The organism is Akkermansiaceae bacterium (assembly GCA_019634595.1).
In the GTDB taxonomy this organism is placed as follows: Bacteria; Verrucomicrobiota; Verrucomicrobiia; order Verrucomicrobiales; family Akkermansiaceae; genus Luteolibacter.
In genome coordinates, this window is record JAHCBC010000003.1 from 33,769 (window position 1) to 55,793 (window position 22,025).

The 22,025-nt window shown below is 63.1% G+C and carries 17 protein-coding genes; 6 read left to right on the forward strand and 11 right to left on the reverse strand.

The genetic code is table 11. The annotated features are described in order from the left end of the window. The first annotated feature begins 181 nt into the window (after positions 1–181). Together KF712_10810 and KF712_10815 are read left to right on the forward strand one after the other, a co-directional pair. Entirely contained in the window at positions 182–676 is a 495-nt protein-coding gene (locus tag KF712_10810) for a hypothetical protein (GenBank protein MBX3741473.1), read from the forward strand. A gap of 401 nt (positions 677–1,077) precedes the next feature. Next, positions 1,078–3,834: a hypothetical protein gene (locus KF712_10815; GenBank protein ID MBX3741474.1), complete on the forward strand. Its 2,757-nt coding sequence runs from the start codon at positions 1,078–1,080 to the stop codon at positions 3,832–3,834. 284 nt (positions 3,835–4,118) lie between these two features. Here KF712_10815 and KF712_10820 read toward each other — a convergent pair whose 3' ends face one another. From KF712_10820 to KF712_10835, 4 genes are all read right to left on the reverse strand, one after another. Further along, on the reverse strand, positions 4,119–6,773 hold the full coding sequence (locus KF712_10820) for a hypothetical protein (GenBank protein MBX3741475.1): 2,655 nt from the start codon (positions 6,771–6,773) through the stop codon (positions 4,119–4,121). A 35-nt stretch (positions 6,774–6,808) separates the two neighbouring features. Beyond that, positions 6,809–8,104 carry a FecR domain-containing protein gene (locus KF712_10825; GenBank protein ID MBX3741476.1) on the reverse strand — a complete coding sequence of 432 codons (1,296 nt, stop codon included), beginning with the start codon at positions 8,102–8,104 and terminating at the stop codon, positions 6,809–6,811. A gap of 5 nt (positions 8,105–8,109) precedes the next feature. Continuing rightward, a complete protein-coding gene (locus KF712_10830; protein ID MBX3741477.1) occupies positions 8,110–8,628 on the reverse strand; it encodes a sigma-70 family RNA polymerase sigma factor in 519 nt (172 codons plus the stop codon). A gap of 69 nt (positions 8,629–8,697) precedes the next feature. After that, positions 8,698–9,690: a polysaccharide deacetylase family protein gene (locus tag KF712_10835; GenBank protein ID MBX3741478.1), complete on the reverse strand. Its 993-nt coding sequence runs from the start codon at positions 9,688–9,690 to the stop codon at positions 8,698–8,700. Between the two features lie 387 nt (positions 9,691–10,077). Here KF712_10835 and KF712_10840 point away from each other — a divergent pair, with 387 nt between their 5' ends. After that, positions 10,078–10,608 carry a sigma-70 family RNA polymerase sigma factor gene (locus KF712_10840; GenBank protein ID MBX3741479.1) on the forward strand — a complete coding sequence of 177 codons (531 nt, stop codon included), beginning with the start codon at positions 10,078–10,080 and terminating at the stop codon, positions 10,606–10,608. A gap of 1 nt (position 10,609) precedes the next feature. After that, positions 10,610–11,977, forward strand: coding sequence for a hypothetical protein (locus KF712_10845; GenBank protein ID MBX3741480.1), 1,368 nt, complete (start codon positions 10,610–10,612; stop codon positions 11,975–11,977). Between the two features lie 2 nt (positions 11,978–11,979). On the opposite strand, the gene KF712_10850 is transcribed toward KF712_10845, so the two are convergent. The 4 genes from KF712_10850 to KF712_10865 form a co-directional block, all read right to left on the reverse strand. Further along, positions 11,980–13,434: an arylsulfatase gene (locus tag KF712_10850; GenBank protein ID MBX3741481.1), complete on the reverse strand. Its 1,455-nt coding sequence runs from the start codon at positions 13,432–13,434 to the stop codon at positions 11,980–11,982. A gap of 92 nt (positions 13,435–13,526) precedes the next feature. Beyond that, entirely contained in the window at positions 13,527–14,108 is a 582-nt protein-coding gene (locus tag KF712_10855) for an NAD(P)H-dependent oxidoreductase (GenBank protein ID MBX3741482.1), read from the reverse strand. Positions 14,109–14,188: 80 nt separating this feature from the next. Next, the gene (locus KF712_10860) at positions 14,189–14,815 is read right to left on the reverse strand and encodes a YceI family protein (protein MBX3741483.1); all 627 of its coding nucleotides are present in this window, start codon (positions 14,813–14,815) and stop codon (positions 14,189–14,191) included. A gap of 35 nt (positions 14,816–14,850) precedes the next feature. Continuing rightward, the gene (locus KF712_10865) at positions 14,851–15,564 is read right to left on the reverse strand and encodes a pirin family protein (protein MBX3741484.1); all 714 of its coding nucleotides are present in this window, start codon (positions 15,562–15,564) and stop codon (positions 14,851–14,853) included. A gap of 120 nt (positions 15,565–15,684) precedes the next feature. On the opposite strand from KF712_10865, the gene KF712_10870 reads away from it, so the two are divergent. Together KF712_10870 and KF712_10875 are read left to right on the forward strand one after the other, a co-directional pair. After that, positions 15,685–16,572, forward strand: a complete 888-nt coding sequence (locus tag KF712_10870; protein ID MBX3741485.1) for a LysR family transcriptional regulator — start codon at positions 15,685–15,687, stop codon at positions 16,570–16,572. Between the two features lie 80 nt (positions 16,573–16,652). Further along, entirely contained in the window at positions 16,653–18,869 is a 2,217-nt protein-coding gene (locus tag KF712_10875; GenBank protein MBX3741486.1) for a hypothetical protein, read from the forward strand. Positions 18,870–19,003: 134 nt separating this feature from the next. Here KF712_10875 and KF712_10880 read toward each other — a convergent pair whose 3' ends face one another. From KF712_10880 to KF712_10890, 3 genes are all read right to left on the reverse strand, one after another. Further along, complete coding sequence (locus KF712_10880; protein MBX3741487.1) at positions 19,004–20,299, reverse strand: Gfo/Idh/MocA family oxidoreductase; 1,296 nt, start codon at positions 20,297–20,299, stop codon at positions 19,004–19,006. Between the two features lie 45 nt (positions 20,300–20,344). Beyond that, positions 20,345–21,133 (reverse strand): tetratricopeptide repeat protein, encoded by a 789-nt coding sequence (locus KF712_10885; GenBank protein ID MBX3741488.1) that lies wholly within the window; start codon positions 21,131–21,133, stop codon positions 20,345–20,347. Positions 21,134–21,207: 74 nt separating this feature from the next. Beyond that, positions 21,208–21,942, reverse strand: a complete 735-nt coding sequence (locus tag KF712_10890) for a hypothetical protein (GenBank protein ID MBX3741489.1) — start codon at positions 21,940–21,942, stop codon at positions 21,208–21,210. Positions 21,943–22,025 lie beyond the last annotated feature (83 nt).

The following is a 22,025-nucleotide window of genomic DNA, read 5'->3' on the forward strand; positions in this document are numbered from 1 at the left end:
GTCAAGCATGACACGATGCGCCAGCGCACACTCCGCGGGTTAAAGCTCCATTTTCCGCCTGGCAGCGGTTTCCAGTCCCATTTTCCGGCTCCCGGTGCACCTCCCTCCCCCCACGAAAGAGTCATTTTCCGGCACCGGGAAATCCCTTGTGGTCCGGGGAAATCCCGCTAATTTCCCCCTCATGTCCAAGACCATTTCCACCCTGAGCTTCAAGTCGCTGCTCGGCGCCTTCGCCCTCGCAGCCGCCTCCCTTTCCGGCCACGCCCTCGCCGCCGAGGCCAACACCAAGTGCCCGATGATGACCGACGAGGACGTCGAGGCCGAGAAGGTCGTCGAGTTCAAAGGCAACAAGATCCTCATGTGCTGCGGCAAGTGCGAGAAGGCATGGGATGCCGCAAGCGACGCAGGCAAAGCCTACTGGGTGAAAGCCGGCATCGAGGAAGGCGTCCTCCCCCAACTGAAGGGCAAAGAAAAGGAACTCGGACTGGAGGACATCAAGCTCCAGGAGCAGAAGTACAGCGCCATCAGCTTCAAGACCATCGTCACCCCTGAAAGCCCGACCGTTGAATACAACGGCAAGAAATACTTCGTCTTCAACGCGAAGGAGCAGGAGAAGTGGGCGAAGGATCCGGAAGGTGCCTACAAGAAGGCCGTTGACGCCGGCGTGATCAAGTGACGGAGCGCCGGATTCATCCGGCATCCACCTCTTTCCAAAACCGTCTGCCGCCTCCGTGCGGCAGGCGGTTTTTTGTGGCGGCGATCACCGGTCGCCGTCTCCCCGACATCACCACTCCCCAAGGTCTTGATCTCAGGGAGAGGAGTTCCTTCATCCATGCGTATTCCAACCGCAGATGAACGGGATGTCGCAGATTCACGGAAATTTCTGTTTTCATCTCACGGCTCAGACTTGTGAAACCGAAGTTGTCGGTTCGGATTCAGGATTTGGGAGCTATCCTGATATTCATCTGCGTTAATCCTTGTTCATCTGCGGTTGGATTTTTCCCATGTGAGCACCTTGCGCCCCCTGAAACTTCCGCTCCCCATTCTCCGCGGGATCTGCTTGGCTGGAACAGCCGCATGAAACCCAACGCCCGTCTGTTCCCTGTTCTTCTCTCCGCTTTCGGAGCCGTGTCCACCCTGCACGCGCAGTCTGTCGATCCCACTTCCCCGCCATCGGACAAAATTTCAGTCACCGCCGGTGACTGGAAATCCGCCGATGGCGCGACGGTGAAACTGCCCGCCGGCACCCTGGCCATCACTGCGCCGGAAGTCCGCAAGCTGGAGAAAACCGGCGACATCCCGGTGAACTACCTCCCCCGCTTCGAGAGCTTCGACATGTGGCCCGCGGACAAGGGCACGCCGGGACCACTGAACCTCAGCCCCGCCCGCTCCGACCATGGCAACACCCAGATCCTCGGCGGCCTCTACCGCCAGTTGGTGCCGGGCAGCCTCACCCTCCAGTCCGAGGATGGATCAAAGACCTTCAAGGAGGGTGAGGACTTCAAGCTCCACCCCACCTGGCCGCAGGTCACGAACATCGGCGACAAGCTCGGCAAGCCCGGCTCCGGCAAGCTGAAGGCATCCTACGGCATCGCCACCCAGCGGCTGGATCTCCTCCAGCTCAAGGATGGGAAGGTCACCATCAAGGCCGGGAAATCCTACCTCGTCTGCCCCGTCCTTCCGGAGCCGGATGCCGGGGCCACCGCCATCGCCGGCATCTACGTCGCGCCATGGCAGACGGACGGGAAGCATGTCATTTCAAAGGAGGACATCTTCCCCATCCGCGCCTTCACCCCCGCCGCTCCGGTCAATCCGGAAGGGATCGCGAAATCCACCGCGAAGCTCAAAGGCGGGGAACCCTTCAGGATCGCCTTCATGGGCGACAGCGTGACGCTCGGCGCGGAGGCCACCGCATGGACGCTCAACCTCTGGACGGAAAAAAACCTCACCTACGCCAGCCGCGTCGTCACCGGACTGCGGAAAGTTTTCCCCTCCGCGAAAATCGAGCCGATCCAGGCGGTGCAGGGCGGCACCACCTCGAAGGTCGCGCCCCAGTTCTTCGATGAAAAGGTCGCGCCGCAGAAGCCGGATCTCCTGCTGATCGCCTTTGGCCTCAATGACGCGAACTCCACCATCGGCGGCAAGCCCCGCGTCTCCGTGGAGGAATACAAGGAAGGCCTCCGGGGCGTGATCGGGAAAGCGCGTGCCACCGGCACGGAGGTAATGCTCGTTACGCCCATGCAGCCGGGGCCTTTCCTGAAGTCCGGCATCGCCACACGCATCGTGGACTACCGGGACGCCATGCTCGCGCTCGCCAAAGAGGAGAAGGTCGCCTGCGCGGATGTGTATGCGGACTGGATGCACCAGGCGGACCAGGGCATCCCTCCGTTCAGCCAGCTCCACAACTGGATCAACCACCCCGGCAACCACGGCCACGGCGTCTATGCGGACACCATCCTGCGCTTCTTCTCACCGGGAGGAGCGGTGAAGAAAGAAACCTCCGCGGTTCCACCCGCCATCGGCCTGCCACAGCCGGACGCGGAGTCCCCGCTGTGGAGGACGAAGCCGCGCGAACTTCCTCCCATGGAGGAGATCGCCGCGAAGGCCCGGCCAAACGCGAACATCTACGGTCTTTATAGTTGGTGGAACGAATACAAGGCGCGCCGCGCCGCGCTGAAGGAAGTGGGCTGGAAGTCCATCCGCCTCGGCGGACCGCTGACGGATGAGGCGATGACCGCTCTGGCCGAGGATGGGGTGGAAGTGCTCTACACCTTCGGCGCGCCGAGATTCGACCACGCCACGGATGCGGGGAAGGAAGATGAGTTCGTCGCCCGCTATGTGGAGGCGTTCACCTCGATGATCCGCCGCTATGGCCCGGACGGGGCCTTCTTCAAGGAGCACCCGGATGTCCCCAACCGCCCGATCATCCATTGGGAGATCTGCAACGAGCCGAACTTCCAATACCTGGTCCCGCCGGACGGGCGGCCCAACAAGGAACTCGAGGCGTTCCGGGAAAACATCTACGCCAAGCTCCTGATCGCGGCCCACCGGGCCGCGAAACTCGTTTCGGACCAGGTGAAGATCGTGGGCTTCAGCACCGGAGGCGTTTCCGCGGGTGACCTGCGCTTCATCAAGAACGTCCACGCGGTGGATGCCGGTGTCGCCAAAGCCTACGACATCCTGGCCACCCACCCCTACGTGGATCCCGCGCCACCGGAAGGGTTCTCCATCCAGAAATGGGGCGACTACAGCATCAGCACCAACCTCTCGACCATCCGCAAGACCCTCACCCAACACCAGCGGGGTGATTCGACCATCTGGTACACGGAGATGGGCTGGGAGATCCCGCAGGAAGAAGGCGGCCGCTTTCCCGGCAAGCGCCCGGGATCGGTGACCTCGAACCTCCAGGCAGCCAGCATCGTCCGCAACTATGCCCTCGCCATGCGCCTGGGCGTCGAACGCGTGCATGTCATGTTCATCCACGACTCCGACCAGTATAACGGCGGCCTCTTCAACCGGAACGGCACCTGGCGTCCGTCCGCCCACGCGGTGAAGGCGATGATCTCGATCCTTCCCGAGCCGAAATTCCTCGATGCCATCCACGAAGGGGAGGAAGACACCTATGCCTACCGCTTCGCGCCGTCATCCTCCGCGGATGGGAAGCCCGTGATCATGGCATGGAACATCAAAGGACCGACCACCGCCCGCATTCCTTTCCCTTCGTCACAGGCGACCGTCACTGACATGCTGGGCGGGAAATCCACCGTCGCCGCCGAGGGAGGGGTTCTCGTCCTGCCCATCGGTCCGCTTCCTGTATATGTGACGGAACAGTGAGAGGTGATCCGTTTCATCGGAATTGAGAGTGGCAGGGACCGCATTCCATGCGGTCCGGTTGGGAAGATGATCCATCATCCTCCGACTCCATCTTCGCAGGTGACTCTCCATCTCCTGGATTTGGGGAATCAGTTGAATATGGAAGGCGGAAGGTAGTAGTGGATCTCCCCACCTGACCGCATGGAATGCGGTCCCTGCCTAACCAGCCATCCATGGCGGATTGGGATCGGAAGATGGCACCGCTCCGCCCCGCCGTGATGGCGCGGCCATCCCGTTACGGGAGATCAACGCTTCACCTCATAGTAATAAGCCGCGCTGGTGCCATCGATGGTGAAGGTGCCGTCCGCCTGCGGGGTGATCGCTTCTTTTTTCGGAACGCCCTGGTAGTCGAGGGCGCTTACCTGTGATGGCTTCGCCCCCTTCAGGCGGATGGACGCCTGCACCGGCTCCAGCAGCAACGGCGCGGTGCCCACGACTTCCAGCTTGGTGCCATCCTCGCTGTATTTCGCGCCGCTCTGCTTGTCCCGCGCCAGCGCGGTGATGAGCACATGCTTGCTCGCCTCCAGCGGTTGGTCGTCCAGCGGCGTGAACAGGAGGCTGACGAACTCCGTCGAGATTTTCACGGAGACACCCGGCAGATCGACCGCACGGCCCGCCGCCTTTCCAATCACGCCCTGGGTCTTCGGGGATTTCACCAGGATCGTTTCCCTGCCGTAGTCCCAGACCAGTTCGCCCGTCGCGCTGGTGATGGTCTTCGTGCTCTCATCCCACAGGCCTTTGGCGTCCGCCTGTTTCGGTTCGCCTCCGTCGAAACCGACCGTCACCCGTCCCACGGCGAACATCTCATCCGCCACCGCGCCGGGTGAGTTCACCTGCGTCTTGCCGTCATAGTAGTTCTGCGCCCACGCCGGTGTGCCGGAGAAAAGCTGCTCCGTCGTCGCGGTTCGCGCCGCCACAACCGGAGCTTCCTTGAAATGTCCCTTCCGCACCGCAAAGGCGAGCGCGGGAAACTGCCCCATGTAGTGCGGCGTGTCCGTGGTGTAGCTGCTCATCCCCGGCCAGCCGTCGCCCAGCCGCGGGCCGCTCTGCGTGAAATGCAGCGAGGCATCCCACCCCTGCAGGCCCATGCCATAGAATGCCATGATCGGCGCAGCCTCCAGCTTCCACTGGTTCGGCGGGCACATCGTCCATTCGCTCAGGGAAAACGGCTTGTCCGCCACCTGCTTGAAGCCGATGGAGAACAGATACTTGCCCGGCTTGCCCAGATGGGAATCCGCATACACACCGCCCTCATGGATGCCGTGGCCACCCGCACCGCCACCCGCGTAGTTGTGGCGGTCGATCATCGAACCGATGGTGTCAGCATGGATGTTCGCCTGATCGACCAGTGAGGATCCTCCCAGCCAGTTCGTGGTCACCGTCTGCGCCTTGAAGCCGGTGGCACGGACCGCTTTCTCCGTCTTTTCGTAAAGCCCGCGCTGCATCTCCGTCATGAAGCGGATCTGGTCCCCCGCCCGCTTTGTCTGGCCCGCGAACCTGCCGCGGATGCCCTGCGCGTCCATGTCATACGGCCCCATCAGCGTGAGCTCCCCGGAGTCCAGGGACTCGCTGAATTTGCCCCACACCGCCTTCACCCCGGCGTCGTCCTTGTAACGGTCCTTCACCCATGTGGCGAACCGCTGGCGCAGCAGCTTCGCGTGCAGCGGCCACTTCTTCGTCCCCGGATTGGAAAGTTCACCCAGCGGATTCCAGAAAAAGATGCAGTCCTCATTCTGGAACTCCACCGTCGCCAGCGCCGGATCATCCGCGTAGCGCAGGCCTGTGTGCGGGTTCTTATGTTCCAGCAGCGCGGTCAGCACCTTCAGCCGGAGGTCCCACAGCTCCGGTGACATCTGGATGAGTCCGTAGGTATCGCGCAGGCCGTCTTTCCCCAGTGGTGACAGCTCCTTGAAAAGTTCCTCCGGATAACCGTCGGCAGCGGAAACAGGAAAATGATAGAACACGCTCCAGCAGGAATAGATGCCCGCTTTCTTCAGTTCCGCGAACCACCAGTCATACTCCGCCAGTTTCGCCGGATCGATCTTCCCATCCGTCGCCACCGTGTCGAACAACGGGTGCTGCCGCACATAGTTGATGCCATGTTTCCGCAGGTACTTGATCCTCTGCAGCGACTGTTCCCTGGAGTCCTTCGCGCTGAAGTTCGCACCCGCCCCCCACAGCTTCACCGGTTCCTTCCCATCCGCGAAACGGAGCCGGCTCCCGTCCGCCACCACCGGGCCGAATTTCCCCGCAGGGACATGGTTGAGAGATGACATGTCGATGACGGACCCCGCCTTGAACCCGTCCACATCCGGCATCAGTGGAAACCAATCGGCGGGTCCCGCCGCGGCGACCGCATCCGGCCTTACGATGCCCTGCGGCACGAACGCATCCGTCGTCAGCACGAAGCAATCCAGCCCGCCGTGGTTGTTATTGGCGCTGGCCATGCGGAATTTCATTTTCACCGTGCCCTTCTTCAGGTCCAGCACGCCCGCATTCACCCAGGCGATGAAGCGCATGTCCGGCTTGTTGTCCTCCGCGATGTTCTGCTGGCCGCGCTTCTCCGTGAAATCCACCGCCACCCACGGCCCGTCACCGATGGAGTAGCCGAGCTTCGCCTGGAGCGGGTTCGCACGGATCCAGAACGTGTAGGCCCCGTCCTCCGGCACCTCGATGTCGTATTCACCGGTGCCTTCCTTCGGTCCGTAGTTGCTCAGCCATTCGCCACCGCTCAGCAGATCCTTCTTCACCTTGTCATACCACCACGGATGCCGTTGCACGCTGGCGGGGGAAGCGGACTCCCCCTCCGTCCAGATGCTGGCCGCCGTTGCAGGAGCGCCGGAGAAAGTGAATGCCGCCGCTGCGGAGAGCGCGGCCCGGGGAATGATGGTGGGTTTCATGGATGGATGGTCGTTTGGATGATGGAAGGCGGCTCTCAGTCCTGGATCTCCACTTCGGAAACCTGGAGCAGGTCATCGGCTTCAAGAACCGAGATGGAAAGGTTCGCCAGGCGGGAGCCTGAGATCCCGGCACCTTTCGCCGGGGCGATGATCTCCATCCCGCCGATGTCCCCCTCGTAGATCCTCCAGCCTATGACATCTTCCGGCAGTGAGGAGGCCCGGAACTTGACCTCGCGGTTGCCGGCGAAGCCGCCCTTCCCATCCCGGCAGTGCAGGAAGATCCGGATGTGCGCACCAGGGTCCGCCACGCGGAACTTCACCCGCAGCCTGCTTTGGGTCCGGAGCTCCACGATGCCATCGAAAACGCGGTCCCCGTCGCTGCGGAACACCACCCCATGATGGATGACCGGTTGCGCGGAAGACCCTCCCGCGCGGAAGGGCTGCGCCCCGAAGTACCCCCCCTGCGGCGGAACCGCCCTCCATGACACCGGGGCGGAGGAAAACGACCGCGCCTCCAGCCCGCTGCGGGCATCCAGCGTGGCGGTCGCCATCCTCTCCTGCGGGATGTCCACGGTGTCACCGTCCGCCAGCCGTTTGAACCTCACCTTTCCGGAAGTTACGGCGACCGTAGTACTGGAAGATGTCGCATCCACGGAGAAGCGCGTCCCCACCACCTCCACCCGTGCGGTGGCTGTCTCCACATAGGCCGGCCTGCCCGCAGGTTGCGGGGTCATCTCCACCTCCAGGTTCCCGCTCCGGAGGACCAGGCGCTTCGACTTTTCCACTGGCACCTTCAGCTCGCCCTCCCCCGACAGCACCACGGTGCTCTTGTCCACGAACCGCAGCTTCGCGAAGGAGCCGGTCCCCTCCGTCACCAGCGCCCCGTTCCTCCCCAGGGCCTGCCCCACCTCCAGCGGATGCTTCCTGCCCGCCGCATCCAGCCATGACCATTCGCCATAGCCTTCCACCAGCACCGGAGCCGGTGCCGGGCGCAGGCCCCACCATGCCGCCAAGGAAAGCAGCAGCGCTGCCGCCATGCCCCATCCCGCCATCATCCGGGAGTCCTTCCTTTTCCTGATGACCACCGGCGCCACCCTCCCCGACGGCCTGCGCACCAGCGGCGCGGGTTCACGGAACTCCGCCATCCGGGGAAATTCATGATGGAGCATCGCCTCCATCTCGATCACCGAGCCATACGCCTCCCGCGCCGCCGGATCACTCCGCAACCGCTCCAGCAGCACGGCGCGCTGTTCCTCCCGCAGCTCCCCGGCCATGAGCGCGTGCAGCAGTTCCTCCGTCGGGGGTTCGGGTGATGTCGGATCGTCTCGCATCGCTGTCAGGTGGGGGAAGTGGGCAGGCGTTTCTCGATGCAGGCTTTCAGTGCCCGGCGGATCCTCAGCAGGGAACCACGCAGGGCGACCGCGCTGCGGCCCAGCTCCTCCGCGATCGACTTGATCGGGGAGCCGTCGGCATAGTGGCGCTTCAGCAGCCGGGTGTCTTCCGGACGCAACTCGACCAGGCAGTGCTTCAGCGCGTTCGCCTTCTCATCATACTGTGCCAGGCGGACCTCCGCCTCTTCCGACAGCAGGTTCAGCAACTGCTCGTCCAACTCGAAAAACGACGGCCTCCGGGAAAGCCGTTTCCGCTCCGCGAGCGTCTGGTAGTAGGCTATCTTGAACGCCCAGGCGCGGAAATTCGTCCCCGGCTCGTATTCACCCAGCTTCTTCCAGACCGTGACGTTCGTTTCCTGCAGGATGTCCTCCGCATCCACCCGGTTCGGGTGGAGGCTCAGGATATAGGCATACAGGGCCGGCTGTAGCTGGCTCAGCATGCGGATGGGTTCGTCCGGCGTCATTCGTCATGGTTGTATAGCCGCGGGAAGCGTCCGCGTTAGGGGGAAATCAGGAAAATATCCTCCCACGGATCACTGTGCGGTCAGCACGACCGCCCCGGGGAGCGCGTCGAACTTCACCACGCCGTCCTTCACATCCACGGTCGCACGCGCATCGCCCTGGGAAACGGCGACCTTCTTCCAGTCGCCCGGCACCTCGGTGATGAAGGTCAGCACTCCGTCATACCATTTCGGGTCCGCGGAACATGTCACCTCCAGCTCGATCTCCTCCGCCGCCGCGCGCACGACCTTCACAGCGGCCGCCTCCCGCTGCACCTCGTACTTGTGCTGGGTGACGTGATCGGTGATCCAGAGTTCGCCCTTGTCCGACTTTTCCTTCAACCGGTCGAGCAGCGGGAAAAAGACATCCTGCTTCAGCGCCCAGAAATCCTGGTAGCCCCAGTCCGGCTCCTTCCGCTCCACGCCGTGGAGGACGAGGTATTCCATGCCCTTCTCCCCGACCGCCTTGTCCGCCAGGGCCATCATCTGCTCCGTCGTCTGGAGGTGATAGACCGCGCCATGGTCCCTGAAAGGCGGACGGTCGATGAGGTGGTGTTTCTCCAGCAATTCATCAAGCTGCTCCTTGGTGATGTTCCATTTCCCCGGCCCCACCCCCGGCTGGCCGTAGGAAAGCAGCTCCGGCTTTTCCTTCGCGGTGACCTTGCGGATGTATTCCGCACAGGCACCCACCTCGTACTCCGCATGCTCCGCGTCCCTCACGCCCTGGTGGGTCATCGTGTGGTTGCCATAGACCATGCCCGTCCCGGGGATCTCCTTGGTCCATTTCTCCTCGAACTTCTTGTACTCACCCTTCTCCGGGTTGATGTAGAAAGTCCCGATCAGCCCCCGCTTCGCCATCTCCGGGATGGCCACCTGCCAGTGGCTCGGCCAGCCGTCGTCGAACATCAGCAGGAAAGCCGCGGTGCGGTCGTCCTTCCATTTCGCGACTTTGGTGTCGCCGGGCGCGGCAACCGCCAGGCCGCTGCCCAGGGCGACCGAGAGCAGGATCATCCAGTGCTTATTCATCGATGGTTCGGGAGTAGGGAATCCGTCCGCCGCAGCATGACATTCCCAGCATCCTGAAAAGCACCATGCCTGCAAGCAAAGCCTGCCTCCCGCCCCACGCACCTGCGGATACGCCATCACGGTATGGAGTGTGGGCCGGTTTTGTGTCATCTTCCTTTCGTTGCCGCGAGGAACTCCCCCCGATCCGGAACGGCAGCCGCACATCCCCCCAGCCAATCCCCCCGAAGGAATCACGGCGGCAGACCACTCCCCCCTGGTCGCCGCCGTTTCCATTTTCCGGACGCCGCGGAAAAAATTTTCACACTTCCCTCATCCGGGAAATTGACCCTTGGTGGAAAGCAGGGCTCCCGCTCTCCGCCTCCACGATTTCGCACCATCCCGGAACCCATGCCAGAGATCAACGAATACACGGAAGTCGTCCAGGCCCACCACTCCGGCCTCCGCTATTTCATCCGCTCCCTCGGCGTGCAGTCCGCGTGGGTGGATGACCTCGCCCAGGAAGCCTTCCTCCTCGCCTACCGGAAATGGGATGATCTGGACAAGGCGGAGAACGCGGGTGCCTGGCTCCGCACCATCGCCCGCAACCTGGTGATGAACGAGCTGACGAAAACCAGCCGCCGCCAGCGCCTCATCGACGAAAACCTGACCACCCTCCTGCTGGATACGGAGACGGAAGGCCGCGGCCCGGGCGCCGCCGAGGAACACGCCATCCGCAACCGCGCGCTCATCGAGTGCATCGAGGGTCTTTCCACCCGTTCCCGCGAGATCATCCGCGCCCGCTACTTCGACGACCGGAACTCCAGCCAGATCGGCGATGATCTGAACATGCAGTCCGCGACGGTGCGGAAGGTTCTTTTCCACTCACGGCAGCTCCTCGCGGACTGCCTCCGCTCGAAAGCCATCTACGACGCCCACTGACATGCCAACTCCGGACGATCCACAGGAACTGCTGGGAGAGCTGCTCGACGGGCAGGCGGACGAACCATCCCGCGCCGCCCTGATGGACGCGCTGCGCGGGGATGCCGCGTTGCGCGCGGAGCTGCGCCTGCATCTGGAAATCTCCGACTCGCTCGCCCGGCTGAAGACGGAGCGCCAGGATGAAACCTTCGTCCGCAGCGCCGCCGGCCATGCCATGTCCGTGGGCGCGGAGCAGGCGGATGATTTCGTCAATGGCCTCACGCGCAGGATTTCCCGCCGCACGTGGACACGCCGGCTGGCGGTCGCCGCCGTCATCACCCTGGCGGCCACAGGCGGCTTCCTCGCCTACCAGCACTCCGCCACACCCGCGGTCGTGGCCTCCATGATCGAGCTGGATGACCAGGGACGCGTCATCGCCCGGCATGACATCAGCCCCGGCTACCGCCATGCCCCGCGGGAGGGTCTGTTCCGCCTCAACTTCAGCAACGGAGCCGTCGTCGCGGTCGAAGCCCCGGCGGATTTCCGGATCGAGTCCGCCATGAAGATACGGCTCCACTCCGGAAAGCTCAACGCGTGGTGCCCGGAGAGCGCCCATGGCTTCCAGGTGGCCACCGCCACCGGCATGGTCACGGATCTGGGCACTTCCTTCGGTGTCTCCACCGACCGCAACGGCGCATCGGAGTTCCTCGTTCTGGACGGCCTCATCGAGGTCAGCCAGGGCAAGGAAACACGCCGGCTGGAAGAAGGCCAGGCGGTGCGCACCGCCAGGTCCGCCGGCATCGAGGATCTGGAATTCGAGGCCACTCCCTTCGCACGGACCTGGCCGCTGGCCTCCGGCATCATCGCCACCCACGGCTCGGTCAAACCGGCACCTCCGGGGACCGCGGAACAGCTCTCAAAGCTGGAGAGCAATGACACCGTCCTCGTCATCCCGGAAAAGCGGAACGTCATCTTCGACCAGGCGTTCCAGGCGGAAATCACGGAACCCGGCACGTTTTCCTCCACCAACGCCAGCCAGCTCCATGTGCTGCAGGAGGATCCGGAAAAGCGCCTGCGCAGCTTCCTCGTCCGCTTCAACCCCGTCTATGACATGGGCTTCAGGCGGTTCGACGGTGCGGTCACCTTTGACCGTCCGGTGCTGGCCATCTGCTGCCAGGGCAAATACCTGGATGCCACCGATGGCATCTTCGCCACCGGCGCATGGACGGACACCAGCGAGAAAGCACGCCAGTTCCGGGGAATCGACCTGGACCAGCCGGCGGGATACCCGGAGAAAGTGACACTCTCGGAAGACCGGCGCACCGTCACCATCGTCTTCAACGCGGGGGTCTCAAGCGATGACATCCGGGTGATCCTGGAGGAGAACTGAACTCACCCGCGGATCTCCTCCAGCCGGGCGGACAGTTCCTTCACCTTGTCCGGATGCTCCGCGGCCACATTCCGGCTCTCCGCCAGATCATCGGCCAGATTGAAAAGCTGGGGCTTGCCCTTTTTCGGCAGGACCAGCTTCCAGTCCCCCTCCCTCAGGGCAAGCTGTCCGCCACCTCCCTGCTGCACGACGAATGCACGGCCATCGGGAGAGCCGCCGGTCAACGCCGCTGAGATTTCCTCGCTGTCCGGAAATGCGCCTTCCGGAACGGTCGTTCCACCCAGCTTGGCGAAGGTCTTCGGAAAGTCGATCTGGCTGACCACCGCATCGCTCGTCCCGCCGCCCTTGATCTCCGCGGGCCATCTCACCAGGAACGGAACCCGCGTGCCTCCCTCATGGATCGAATACTTGCCCCCTTTGAAAGGTCCGGCAGGCTTGTGGTCGCCGACTTTCACGAAGGACTCATCCACATAGCCGTCGTTCAGCACGGGACCGTTGTCGCTGGTGAAGATCACCAGGGTGTTCTCCGCGATGCCCAGTTCATCGAGCGTCCGCAGCACCTCGCCCACCTGCCAGTCCGCCTGGATGATGGCATCTCCGCGGGGACCCATGCTGGTCTTTCCGACGAACCGCGGATGCGGCACGCGCGGCACGTGGATGTCATGCAGCGCGTGGAACAGGAAGAACGGCTTGCCCTCCGACTCCTTGATGAAGCGCACCGCCTGCGCCGTGAACGCGTCCGCCATTTCCTCATCCTTCCATAACGCCGCCGTTCCGCCGCTCATGAAACCGATGCGACCGATGCCGTTGATGACCGCGTTGTTATGCCCGTGGTTCCAGTCCATCCGCAGTTCCGAACGATGGCTGATGCCGGTGGGCAACCCCGGAAACGCCGATTGGTAGGACACTTTGATCGGATCCGCCGGATCCAGGTTCACCACCCGGCCGTCCTCCACATAGACACACGGCACGCGGTCACCCGTTGCCGCCATGATGTGGGAAAAGCCGAATCCGACCTCTTTCGGTCCCGGCTTGATCTCACCGTTCCAGTCCGGACCGCCCGCCGGCCCCAGCCCGAGGTGCCACTTCCCGACCACACCCGTGCGATAGCCCGCCTGCCGCATGATGGAGGGCAGGGTCGGCTTATCCGGATCAATGATCAGGCCGGCATCCCCCGGCAGGATGCCGGTCCCTTCCTGACGGAAGGCGTATTTGCCCGTCAGCATGGAGAACCGCGATGGCGTGCAGGTCGCGGAAGTGCTGTAGCCGGACCTGAAGTTGATGCCCTCCTTCGCGATGCGGTCGATGTTCGGCGTCGCCACCGCCGTCGCGCCATTCACCGAGATATCACCGTAACCGAGGTCATCCGCGTAGATGAGGACGATGTTCGGGGGCGCGGCCATGGCGGACGCCACACCCAGCAGCGTGACGGAAAGCATGAGGAATCTCATCGGAATGCGTTGGTTGGAAAAGGGGATCACAACCCCGTATTTCCCGGGGCGTCCAGGTGTGACGGAAACACCGCAAACGGATGGAAGTTCCGGCCTTTTCAGGACTCCGCTTTCCGGAGCTTGTCCACCAGCCTGCCGACGAGCTGTTCCACCGCCGCCATCTGCGCGCCGTCGATCAGCCGGTCATCCGCGGTGAACGCCTCATACGCCTTCGGGATGGTGACCTCCCCGTCGATCACATCGACACGGATGTTCCCCAGCAGGATGCGGAGCTGCGCCAGGCTGCGCGCGCCGCCATATCCTCCGGGGGATGCGGCGATGATGGCCGCGGCTTTCCCCTTGAACGCCAGCAGCGGAGGCTCCTCATCCGAGTCCGCCCTGGACACCCAGTCGATGGTGTTCTTCAGCGCCGCGGTGATGCCGCTGTTGTATTCCGGCGAGGCGATGATGAAACCGTCGCTGCGCACGAACAGTTCCTTCAGCCTCTTCGCCGCCTCCGGCTTGCCTTCCGCTTCCTCGTGGTCCTCGTCGAACAGGGGCAGACGGTAATCCCTGAGCGAGACGAGGGTCACCTCCGCCCCCGCCTCATGGGCGGCTTCCGCAGCCAGTGCCGCGAGTTTCTGATTGTAGGATTCCAGGCGGAGGCTGCCGCCAAAGACGAGGATGCGTGGCTTGCTCATGATTTCCGGTAGTATGTCACAAAAAATGGCGGCGTCAGCAAGAAGACTGACGCCGCCATGACGAAATTGGCACGATCAGATCATGCGCCCGCCTTCACTTCGAGCTTCAGCTCGATGACGACTTCGTTGCGGATGAGGTCCTCCGCCTTGCCCGGATAGACCACGCCGAAGTCCTGGCGGTTGATGTCGAATTTCGCGTCGATCTTCACCAGATCCCCGCTCTGGGTGACGGTCGCGGGGAACGTGATGTTCTTCGTAACGCCGTGGAGCGTGAAGTTTCCGGAAACCTCATAGGCAGTATCCGACTTTTTCTCCAGGGAGGTCGCCACGAAGGTGGACTCCGGGAATTTCTCCACGTCGAAGAAATCCGGGCTCTTCAGGTGGCCGGTGAGCTTCTCGTCATCGGACCAGGCGGAGTTCATGTCGATGGTCACCTTGTGGTCGTTGCCGGAAAGCGCGCCATCCTTCACACTGAAGTGGCCGGCGACGGTCTTGAAGCCGCCGCTGTGGCTGCCGGTGACTTTCGATCCCACGAAATTCACGGTGGAGTTCTCCGTGAAGACATACTTCGTGCCACCGTCCGCGGTGGCCACGGTGCCTTCCACGGCCTCCTTGACGGCTGCGGACTCGGTCTTGTCGGCGGGGTTTTCGCAGGCCGTGAAAAGGACGGGGACCGCGAGGGCGATGATGATGGATGTTGGTTTCATGGTGTGAGGTATCTGTGTTTCTGTTTCTTGGGAGCTTATGCGAGATCGAACAGGAGTGCCTCGGCGGATCCGCCGATGGCCGTGATTTTGACTTCGCCCGCTTGTTCGAGCGATACGGCGTCTCCTGCTTCCAATTTTATTCCATTTACTTCCACATCGCCTTTGGCGACGTGCAGCCAGAGGCCGCGCCCTTCTTCCAGCAGGTGGGAGGCGGATGCGGTGCCATCCAGTTTCAGCAAATGGACAAAGGCATCCTGGGCGATGGTGGCGGAGCCGTCCCGGCCGTCCGGGGAGATGACCAGCGTCTTTGCCTGCACGGCATCTCCGGCGGGCTTCCACTCCGTGTAGGCAGGATCCAGCCCCCGTGTGGCGGGCGTGATCCAGACCTGCAGCAGGTGGGTGCGGCCGGAGGCGGATGGGTTGAACTCGGAGTGGCGCACACCGGATCCGGCCCGCATGAGCTGGATCTCACCCGGGTGCAGCACCCTCTTGTTGCCCATGGAGTCCTCATGGGCCAGCGCCCCCTCCAGCACGTAGGAAAAGATCTCCATGTCCCGGTGGGGGTGCGTGGGGAACCCGGCCTTCGGAGCCACCTTGTCGTCATTGATCACGCGGAGCGAGCGGAAGCCCATATGCGCCGGATCATAGTAGTCACCGAAGGAAAAGGAATGCCAACTGTCGAGCCAGCCGTGGTTGCCGTGGCCGCGCTCCGTCGCGCGGCGGACTGTCAGTGCGGGGTTGCTTGTCATGCCCCCATCATACCGGAATCCTCCGCCCCGCATAATGCCACCTCAGCAGCCTGAGCATGCCTCCTTGGCATGGGCGGGAAATGTGGATGGCATCCCCTCCCCCGCCTGCTAGAAACACGCATGGAACTGCGGCAACTGAGGAATTTCCTGACCATCTGCGAGGAAGGCAGCATCACCGCCGCCGCCCGCGCCCTGAGGATCACCCAGCCCGCCCTCAGCCGCCAGATCAAGGGCCTGGAGGACGACCTGGGCGTGCAGCTCCTCGAACGCGGCGCCCACTCCGTGAGCCTCACCCCCGCCGGTGACGCCCTCATGGCCGAAGGGAAAAAGTTCGTCCGCGCCGCGGATGCGATGATCGAGAAAGTGAAGCTGGCCGGCATCGGCGAGCCACTGAGGATCGGCTACGCGCCGTCGCTTGCGGGGGATTTCCTAGGCATCGCCATCGAGCGTTTCACCCAGATCCACCCCCGCGTGCGCATCAGCCTGAGCGATTGCTCCTCCTCGGAGATGCGGGCAGGACTGGCATCCGGCAAGCTCGACCTCATCCTCGCCCCTCCCGGCACCCAGCAGGACATCCGCTGGGAAACGCTGCGCACCTATGGCTGGCGGCTGGTGATGAAGACCAACCATCCGCTGGCGGACAAAAAGAAAGTATCCCCCGCCGATCTGTCAGGGGAAAAGCTCCTGCTCTATGACCGGGAACACTATCCGGAGTATTGGGAGCGCATCACCGGCTTCTTCCGCGAGCACAAGCTCCAGGCAAAGGTGGCCGGGGAATTCGACGGCATCACCAGCCTGCTCTCCGCGCTGGAGGCAGGTCTCGGTGTGGCCCTGCTGGCGGACAACATCGCCATCGGCAAAGGCCGCCGCGACGCGTTGACCGGCATCCCCATCGAGAAGGAACCCGGGAAGATCGTGGTCGCCGCCGGGGTCCTGGCCGACCAACCATGCCGCCCGTCCGTCCTCGCTTTCATCGAGGAACTCAAGCAGGCGGCGAAAGGGAGGTAGCGTGTTTGACGCGGGCCACATCACCCGCCAATCTTTCCACGACAATGATTTGTGCGGGAAATGACACGGGGAATGGCGGGATGATGAAAAACGGAAAGCGGCCGGTGGTTTCCTGCCTTTGCTGGCTGATGATCGCCGGTGGTGCGGCTGATGCGTTGCAGATACCCGCCGGCGGATGGTTGTATTCCGGCCGTCTGGCAGCGGCACAGGAGCCGGAATTGGTGATCCCTTTCACGGACTATGCCATGGTGGATGCAGGCTACCGGCATACTCTCGCCCTGAAAAGGGACGGCGGGGTGGTGGCGTGGGGCGTCGGTGACCGACCGTTGCTGGCAGTCCCTGTGGCAGCCCGGTCAGGTATCAAGGAAATCTCGGCGGGGGTCGGCCACTCGCTGGCGCTCACCCGGACGGGGGAAGTCATCGCATGGGGTGACAATGATTTCGGCCAGACCACCGTGCCCCCGGAGGCACTCACGGGAGTGACTGCGGTGGAAACGGTCTTCAACCAATCCATGGTGCTGAAAAACGGCGCGGTCATCGCCTGGGGGATGACCGATCACTACGCCACGACGGTGGTGCCTCCTGCGGCACAGTCCGGAGTCACCGCCATCTCGGGCGGAGGCAACCACGTGCTGGCCCTGAAGCAGGATGGCAGCGTGGTGGCGTGGGGCAGGAACGATAACGGCCAGGCAACGGTCCCGCCGGAAGCACAGTCCGGCGTCACCGATGTCTCCGCCGGGGGTATTCATTCGCTGGCACTGAAACAGGACGGGAGCGTGATCGCGTGGGGCTACAATGGCCCCTGGGGACTGGCAACGGTGCCATTGGAGGCACAGTCGGACGTCATCGCCATTTCCGCAGGCAGTCACCACAGTGCGGTGGTTAAGAGAGACGGAAGGGTCTTCACTTGGGGAACCAGCAGTTCGATGGCACTTGAAATCCCGGTTGCGGCGCAGTCCGGGGTGACCTCCGTCAACGCCCGGGGATCAACCGTCTTTGCGCTGAAAGAGGACGGATCACTGGTCGGTTGGGGTGCCGATGGTGACTCAAGCGCCATCCCGGCGGCCCTGCGGCCGGAGGTGACATCCATTTCCGCGAACAATGGGGCATCCGCAATGGTGATGGGCGGAAGGGTTTATGTGAAAGGGGTGGGCGCGATGGCGGTCGTACCGGTGGGAGCAACCTCCGGTGTGAGAACGGCGGTGGCTGGCGGTGTCCACGTGCTGGCATTGAAGTCGGATGGCACCGTGCTGGCATGGGGCGTGAATGTTTTCGGCCAGACATCGGTTCCGGTGGCGGCGCAGGCCGGCGTCAAGGCCATCGCCGCTTCATCCTTGAACTCCGCGGTTCTGAAGGAAGATGGAGGAGTCATCGTATGGGGTTACGACGGCGCGGGGCTGACGGACGTCCCCGTCGCGGCGCGATCCGGAGTGACGGCCATCTCCATGAATGCCCTGCATGTGCTGGCATTGAAGCAGGATGGCTCGGTGGTCGCGTGGGGGGACAATCAGGACGGGCAGGCGACCGTTCCGGTTGGCGCAACCTCCGGTGTGACCGCGGTCTCCACCGGCCTGCGCCACAGCGTGGCCCTGAAGCAGGACGGAAGCGTGATCGCCTGGGGTAGTGATACCGCCGGGCAGAGCACGGTCCCGGCAGCCGCAGCGTCCGGGATCATTTCCGTGTCAGCCTATGGGAATCACACGGTGGCGCTGAAGGCCGACGGCACGGTCATCACCTGGGGGGATGCCTCGCAGGGTCAGGATGTGATCCCCCCGCTGGCCCAGGGACGGATCGATGCCATCATCGCCACGGATGGTGCCACGTTTTTCCGTCTTGCACGGCCCATCGGCGGGTATGACGACTGGGCGACTTCCCACGCACTCATAGGTGTGGATGCCGCTCCCGATGCCACTCCCCATGGGGACGGCGTCCCGAATCTCCTGAAATACGCCTTCAACCTGGACGGCAGCCGCCCGGATATGCGGCGCATTCCCCCATCGGACGGCATTGCCGGTCTCCCCCACTGCGGCTCCATCCCATCGGGATCTTCCGCCGACCTGCGGATGACCTACCTGCGGCGGAAAAACAGCGGACTCACCTACGTGGCGGAGTTTTCCGCAACCATGGATGGAGTGGACCCCGGTTGCTGGACGTCCGCCACCGCATCCGTGCCTGATGTCGTCCCGGTGAATGACGAATGGGAACGGGTCTCCGTAACGAACCTATCTCCGGCTGAAAATCCAATGAAAGCCTTTGGAAGGATAAGGGTGGTGAAGCAGACACCGGAGGAAAGATAGGCAGCCGGGAGCACCGGCTGGCGAACGCGTCTGCCGCGGGACGCCGCAGCCACGCTTTCCCACCAGATCATCCCAAAGAAAAGCGGCGGCCACCTTCCGATGACCGCCGCTGACAGACAGATCTCCCTGAAAGATCAGAGCACCTTGGTCACGCCGGGGATGGGGGCCGGGTAGAGGCCGTCCGCACCGGCCTTCGGGCCAGGATCCGCGTCCCATGCGAGGTTCTTCGGCATGGTGTCGAGGGTGGAGTTGAGCGCCTGCTCCCAGGTCACTTCCTGACCGGAGTAGGTGGCCATCCGGCCGAGGATCGCGCTGAGCGTGGACTCCGCGGTGAAGTAAGCGTCGTTGATCGGCTTGTTCTCCTGGATGTGCTTCACCAGCACGTCGTGCTCGGTCTGGTAAGGGTTGTTGTCCGGTCCCTTGAAGCGCCAGATGACCTTGCCGGAACGGTCCTTGATCTGGCCGGGCTGGGCGGTGCCCTGGGAGCCCATGATGGACTCGCTCACGCGGGACCAGGTGCCGTCCCAGTGCTTGCACTGGCTGTTCATCACCGTGCCGTCCGCATAGGTGAACTCAACGTAGTGGTGGTCGTAGATTTCGCCCCAATCCTTGCCGACGCGCTTGGTGCGTCCGCCGATGCCGTTGGCCTTCACCGGGTGTGCGCCACCCTTGAACCAGTTGACGACGTCGATGTTGTGGATGTGCTGCTCGACGATGTGGTCGCCGCAGATCCAGTTGAAGTAGTACCAGTTCCGCATCTGGTATTCCATCTCGCTCATGCCTTCCTTGCGGGCGCGGGTCCAGACGCCGCCGCCGCTCCAGTAGACCTGGGCGGAAACGATGTCACCGATGATGCCTTCCTTCACCTTCGCCAGCGTCTCCAGGTAGCTGTTCTGATAGTGGCGCTGGAGGCCACCGACGATCTTGAGGCCCTTTTCATCCGCCTTCTTCGCGGCTTCCAGAACCTTGCGGACACCCGGGCCGTCAACAGCGACGGGCTTCTCCAGGAAGACGTGCTTGCCCTTCTCCACGGCATATTCGAAATGGGTCGGACGGAAGCCGGGAGGCGTGGTGAGGATCACCAGGTCACAGGCGTCGATCGCGGCCTTGTAGGCGTCGAAGCCGGAGAAGACGCGCTCCTGCGGCACATCCACCTTCTCGCCGAACTGCTTCTTCAGGCTGTCCAGCGCACGCTGGGCATTGTCCGGAAACGCATCCGCCACCGCGACGAGGCGGGTGCCTGGGCAGTTGAGGGACTGGGCGGCGGCGCCGGTTCCACGGCCACCGCAGCCGACGAGGGCCACCTTGATGTCACCGGCTGCTTTCGCGGCATCCTGCGCACGGAGGATGGCGGGCATCGCGGCGGCGGCCGTGACGAGGCCACCGGTTTTGAGGAAAGAGCGTCGGTCGGTTGGATTTGACGGATTCATGAGTGGACCTAAACGACCCTCCCCCCGCCGTTCTTACCAGAAAAATCAGTTTCCGGGGGGCGTTGCCGCGTCATCCCCGTAGAAGCTCTTGATGTAGCCGAACTCCACCAGGGTATCCTGCCAGGGTGCCAGCACGTTGGGATCCTGGAAAATGCGGCCGCTCATCGCCAGCCACTCCTCCGCCTTCAGGAGATCGTTGGCCTCATAGGCCAGCGCCGCCTGCGCGAAATAGTGGAACGGAGACTCATCCAGGTAGTCATACTTGCCCGCCAGGACGATCACTTCGTTCTTCTTTCCCAGCTTCTCCTTGCACAGAAGCAGCTTGAACTCGACCAAGCGGCCCAACGCGACATCGTTCGGCGGAAGGAGAACCATCAGCTTCTCGAAAGCATCGTGCGCCTCCTGCCATTTTTTGGTCACAAACAGGACTTCCGCGATGTTGAACTCGATGCTGGGGTTGTTTGGTGAAAGCTGGCTCGCCCTGCGGAAGTCCTCCATCGCCTTGTCGAAGTCCCGGAACTCGACGTAGCAGGAACCACGGAGGTTGTAGATCTCCGGAGCGTCCTTGAAGATTTTCTCCGCCTTGAACAGCTCGTCCAGCGACTCGAACACCCGCTTCGCCTGAAACAGGCGGGACGCCTCACCCAGATGCTTGGCGAATTCCTTCCGCTGTTCCTCCGGCAGGTTGAGGAATGCCCTCTGGTTCGCGCTCAGTTCCTGTTTCGGCGCTTCACTTTCCTTTTTCGGGTCGGCGGCCGGTGTGGGCGCGTCCTGCGCCATCAGGGGTGCCAGAGCCAGGGCGAGAACGAGGGATAAGAAGGCAGAAAATTTCATAAAAGGGGCAATTCCTGAATGCAGGCTAAACCGCCCGGACGGAGTCGGCAAGCTGTCGTTCACCCCGAAAATCCTCAGTTTTTCACGTATCTGGACTCGATGAGGGTGTCCATGAACGGGGCGTTCACACTCTGTCCGGGGTGGACCATCTTCACATCCTCCAGGAATCCCGCGGCAGCCGCCCGGTTCCGGTTCTCGAACTCGATGACCGCCTTCGCATACCACTGGAACGGGGTGGCGGCGTCATCGGCACGCTTGGCCGCCAGGGCCGTGGCATCCCCCAGCGCCCCCAGCTTGCAATGGCAGACCAGCAGCTTCAGATCGACCAGGGCCGCGAAGGTTCCGTCGCCGCCCGCCAGCTTCGGCTGCAGCGCGCCGAATGCCTTCATCGCCTCCTCCCACCGGTGCTCCACGAAGTGGACCTCCGCGATGTTGAAGGAAATGTTCATGTTTCCCGGAGCCAGGGCGTCGGCCTTATGGAAAGCTTCCATCGCCCTGCCGAAATCCCGGGCCTCGACATGGCAGGAACCCCGCAGGTTGTGCGTTTCAGGGGCACCGGCGAAGATCTCCTCGGCCTTTGACAGCTCGTCCAGGCTCGCCGGGATCCGCTTCATCCGCAGCAGTCTGGAGGCCTCGTTGACATGGGCGGAGAATTCCTTCCGCTGTTCCTCCGTCAGACTCACGAAGGCCTTTCCCTCCTGCTGCTGTTGCGGAGCAGCCAAAGGAGCCAGGGGCTTTTCCGCCACGGCGGAGGACCCTCCCGCCAGCCACAGGATGGAACCGATCATGCCCAAGGATGTGATTTTCATGGAAAACCCCACTTATAGGAAAATCCCCGCCGTTCAAGGATTCTGTTCCTGAGAATGTCGGTGGTTTTGAGTTTCCCCCGGCC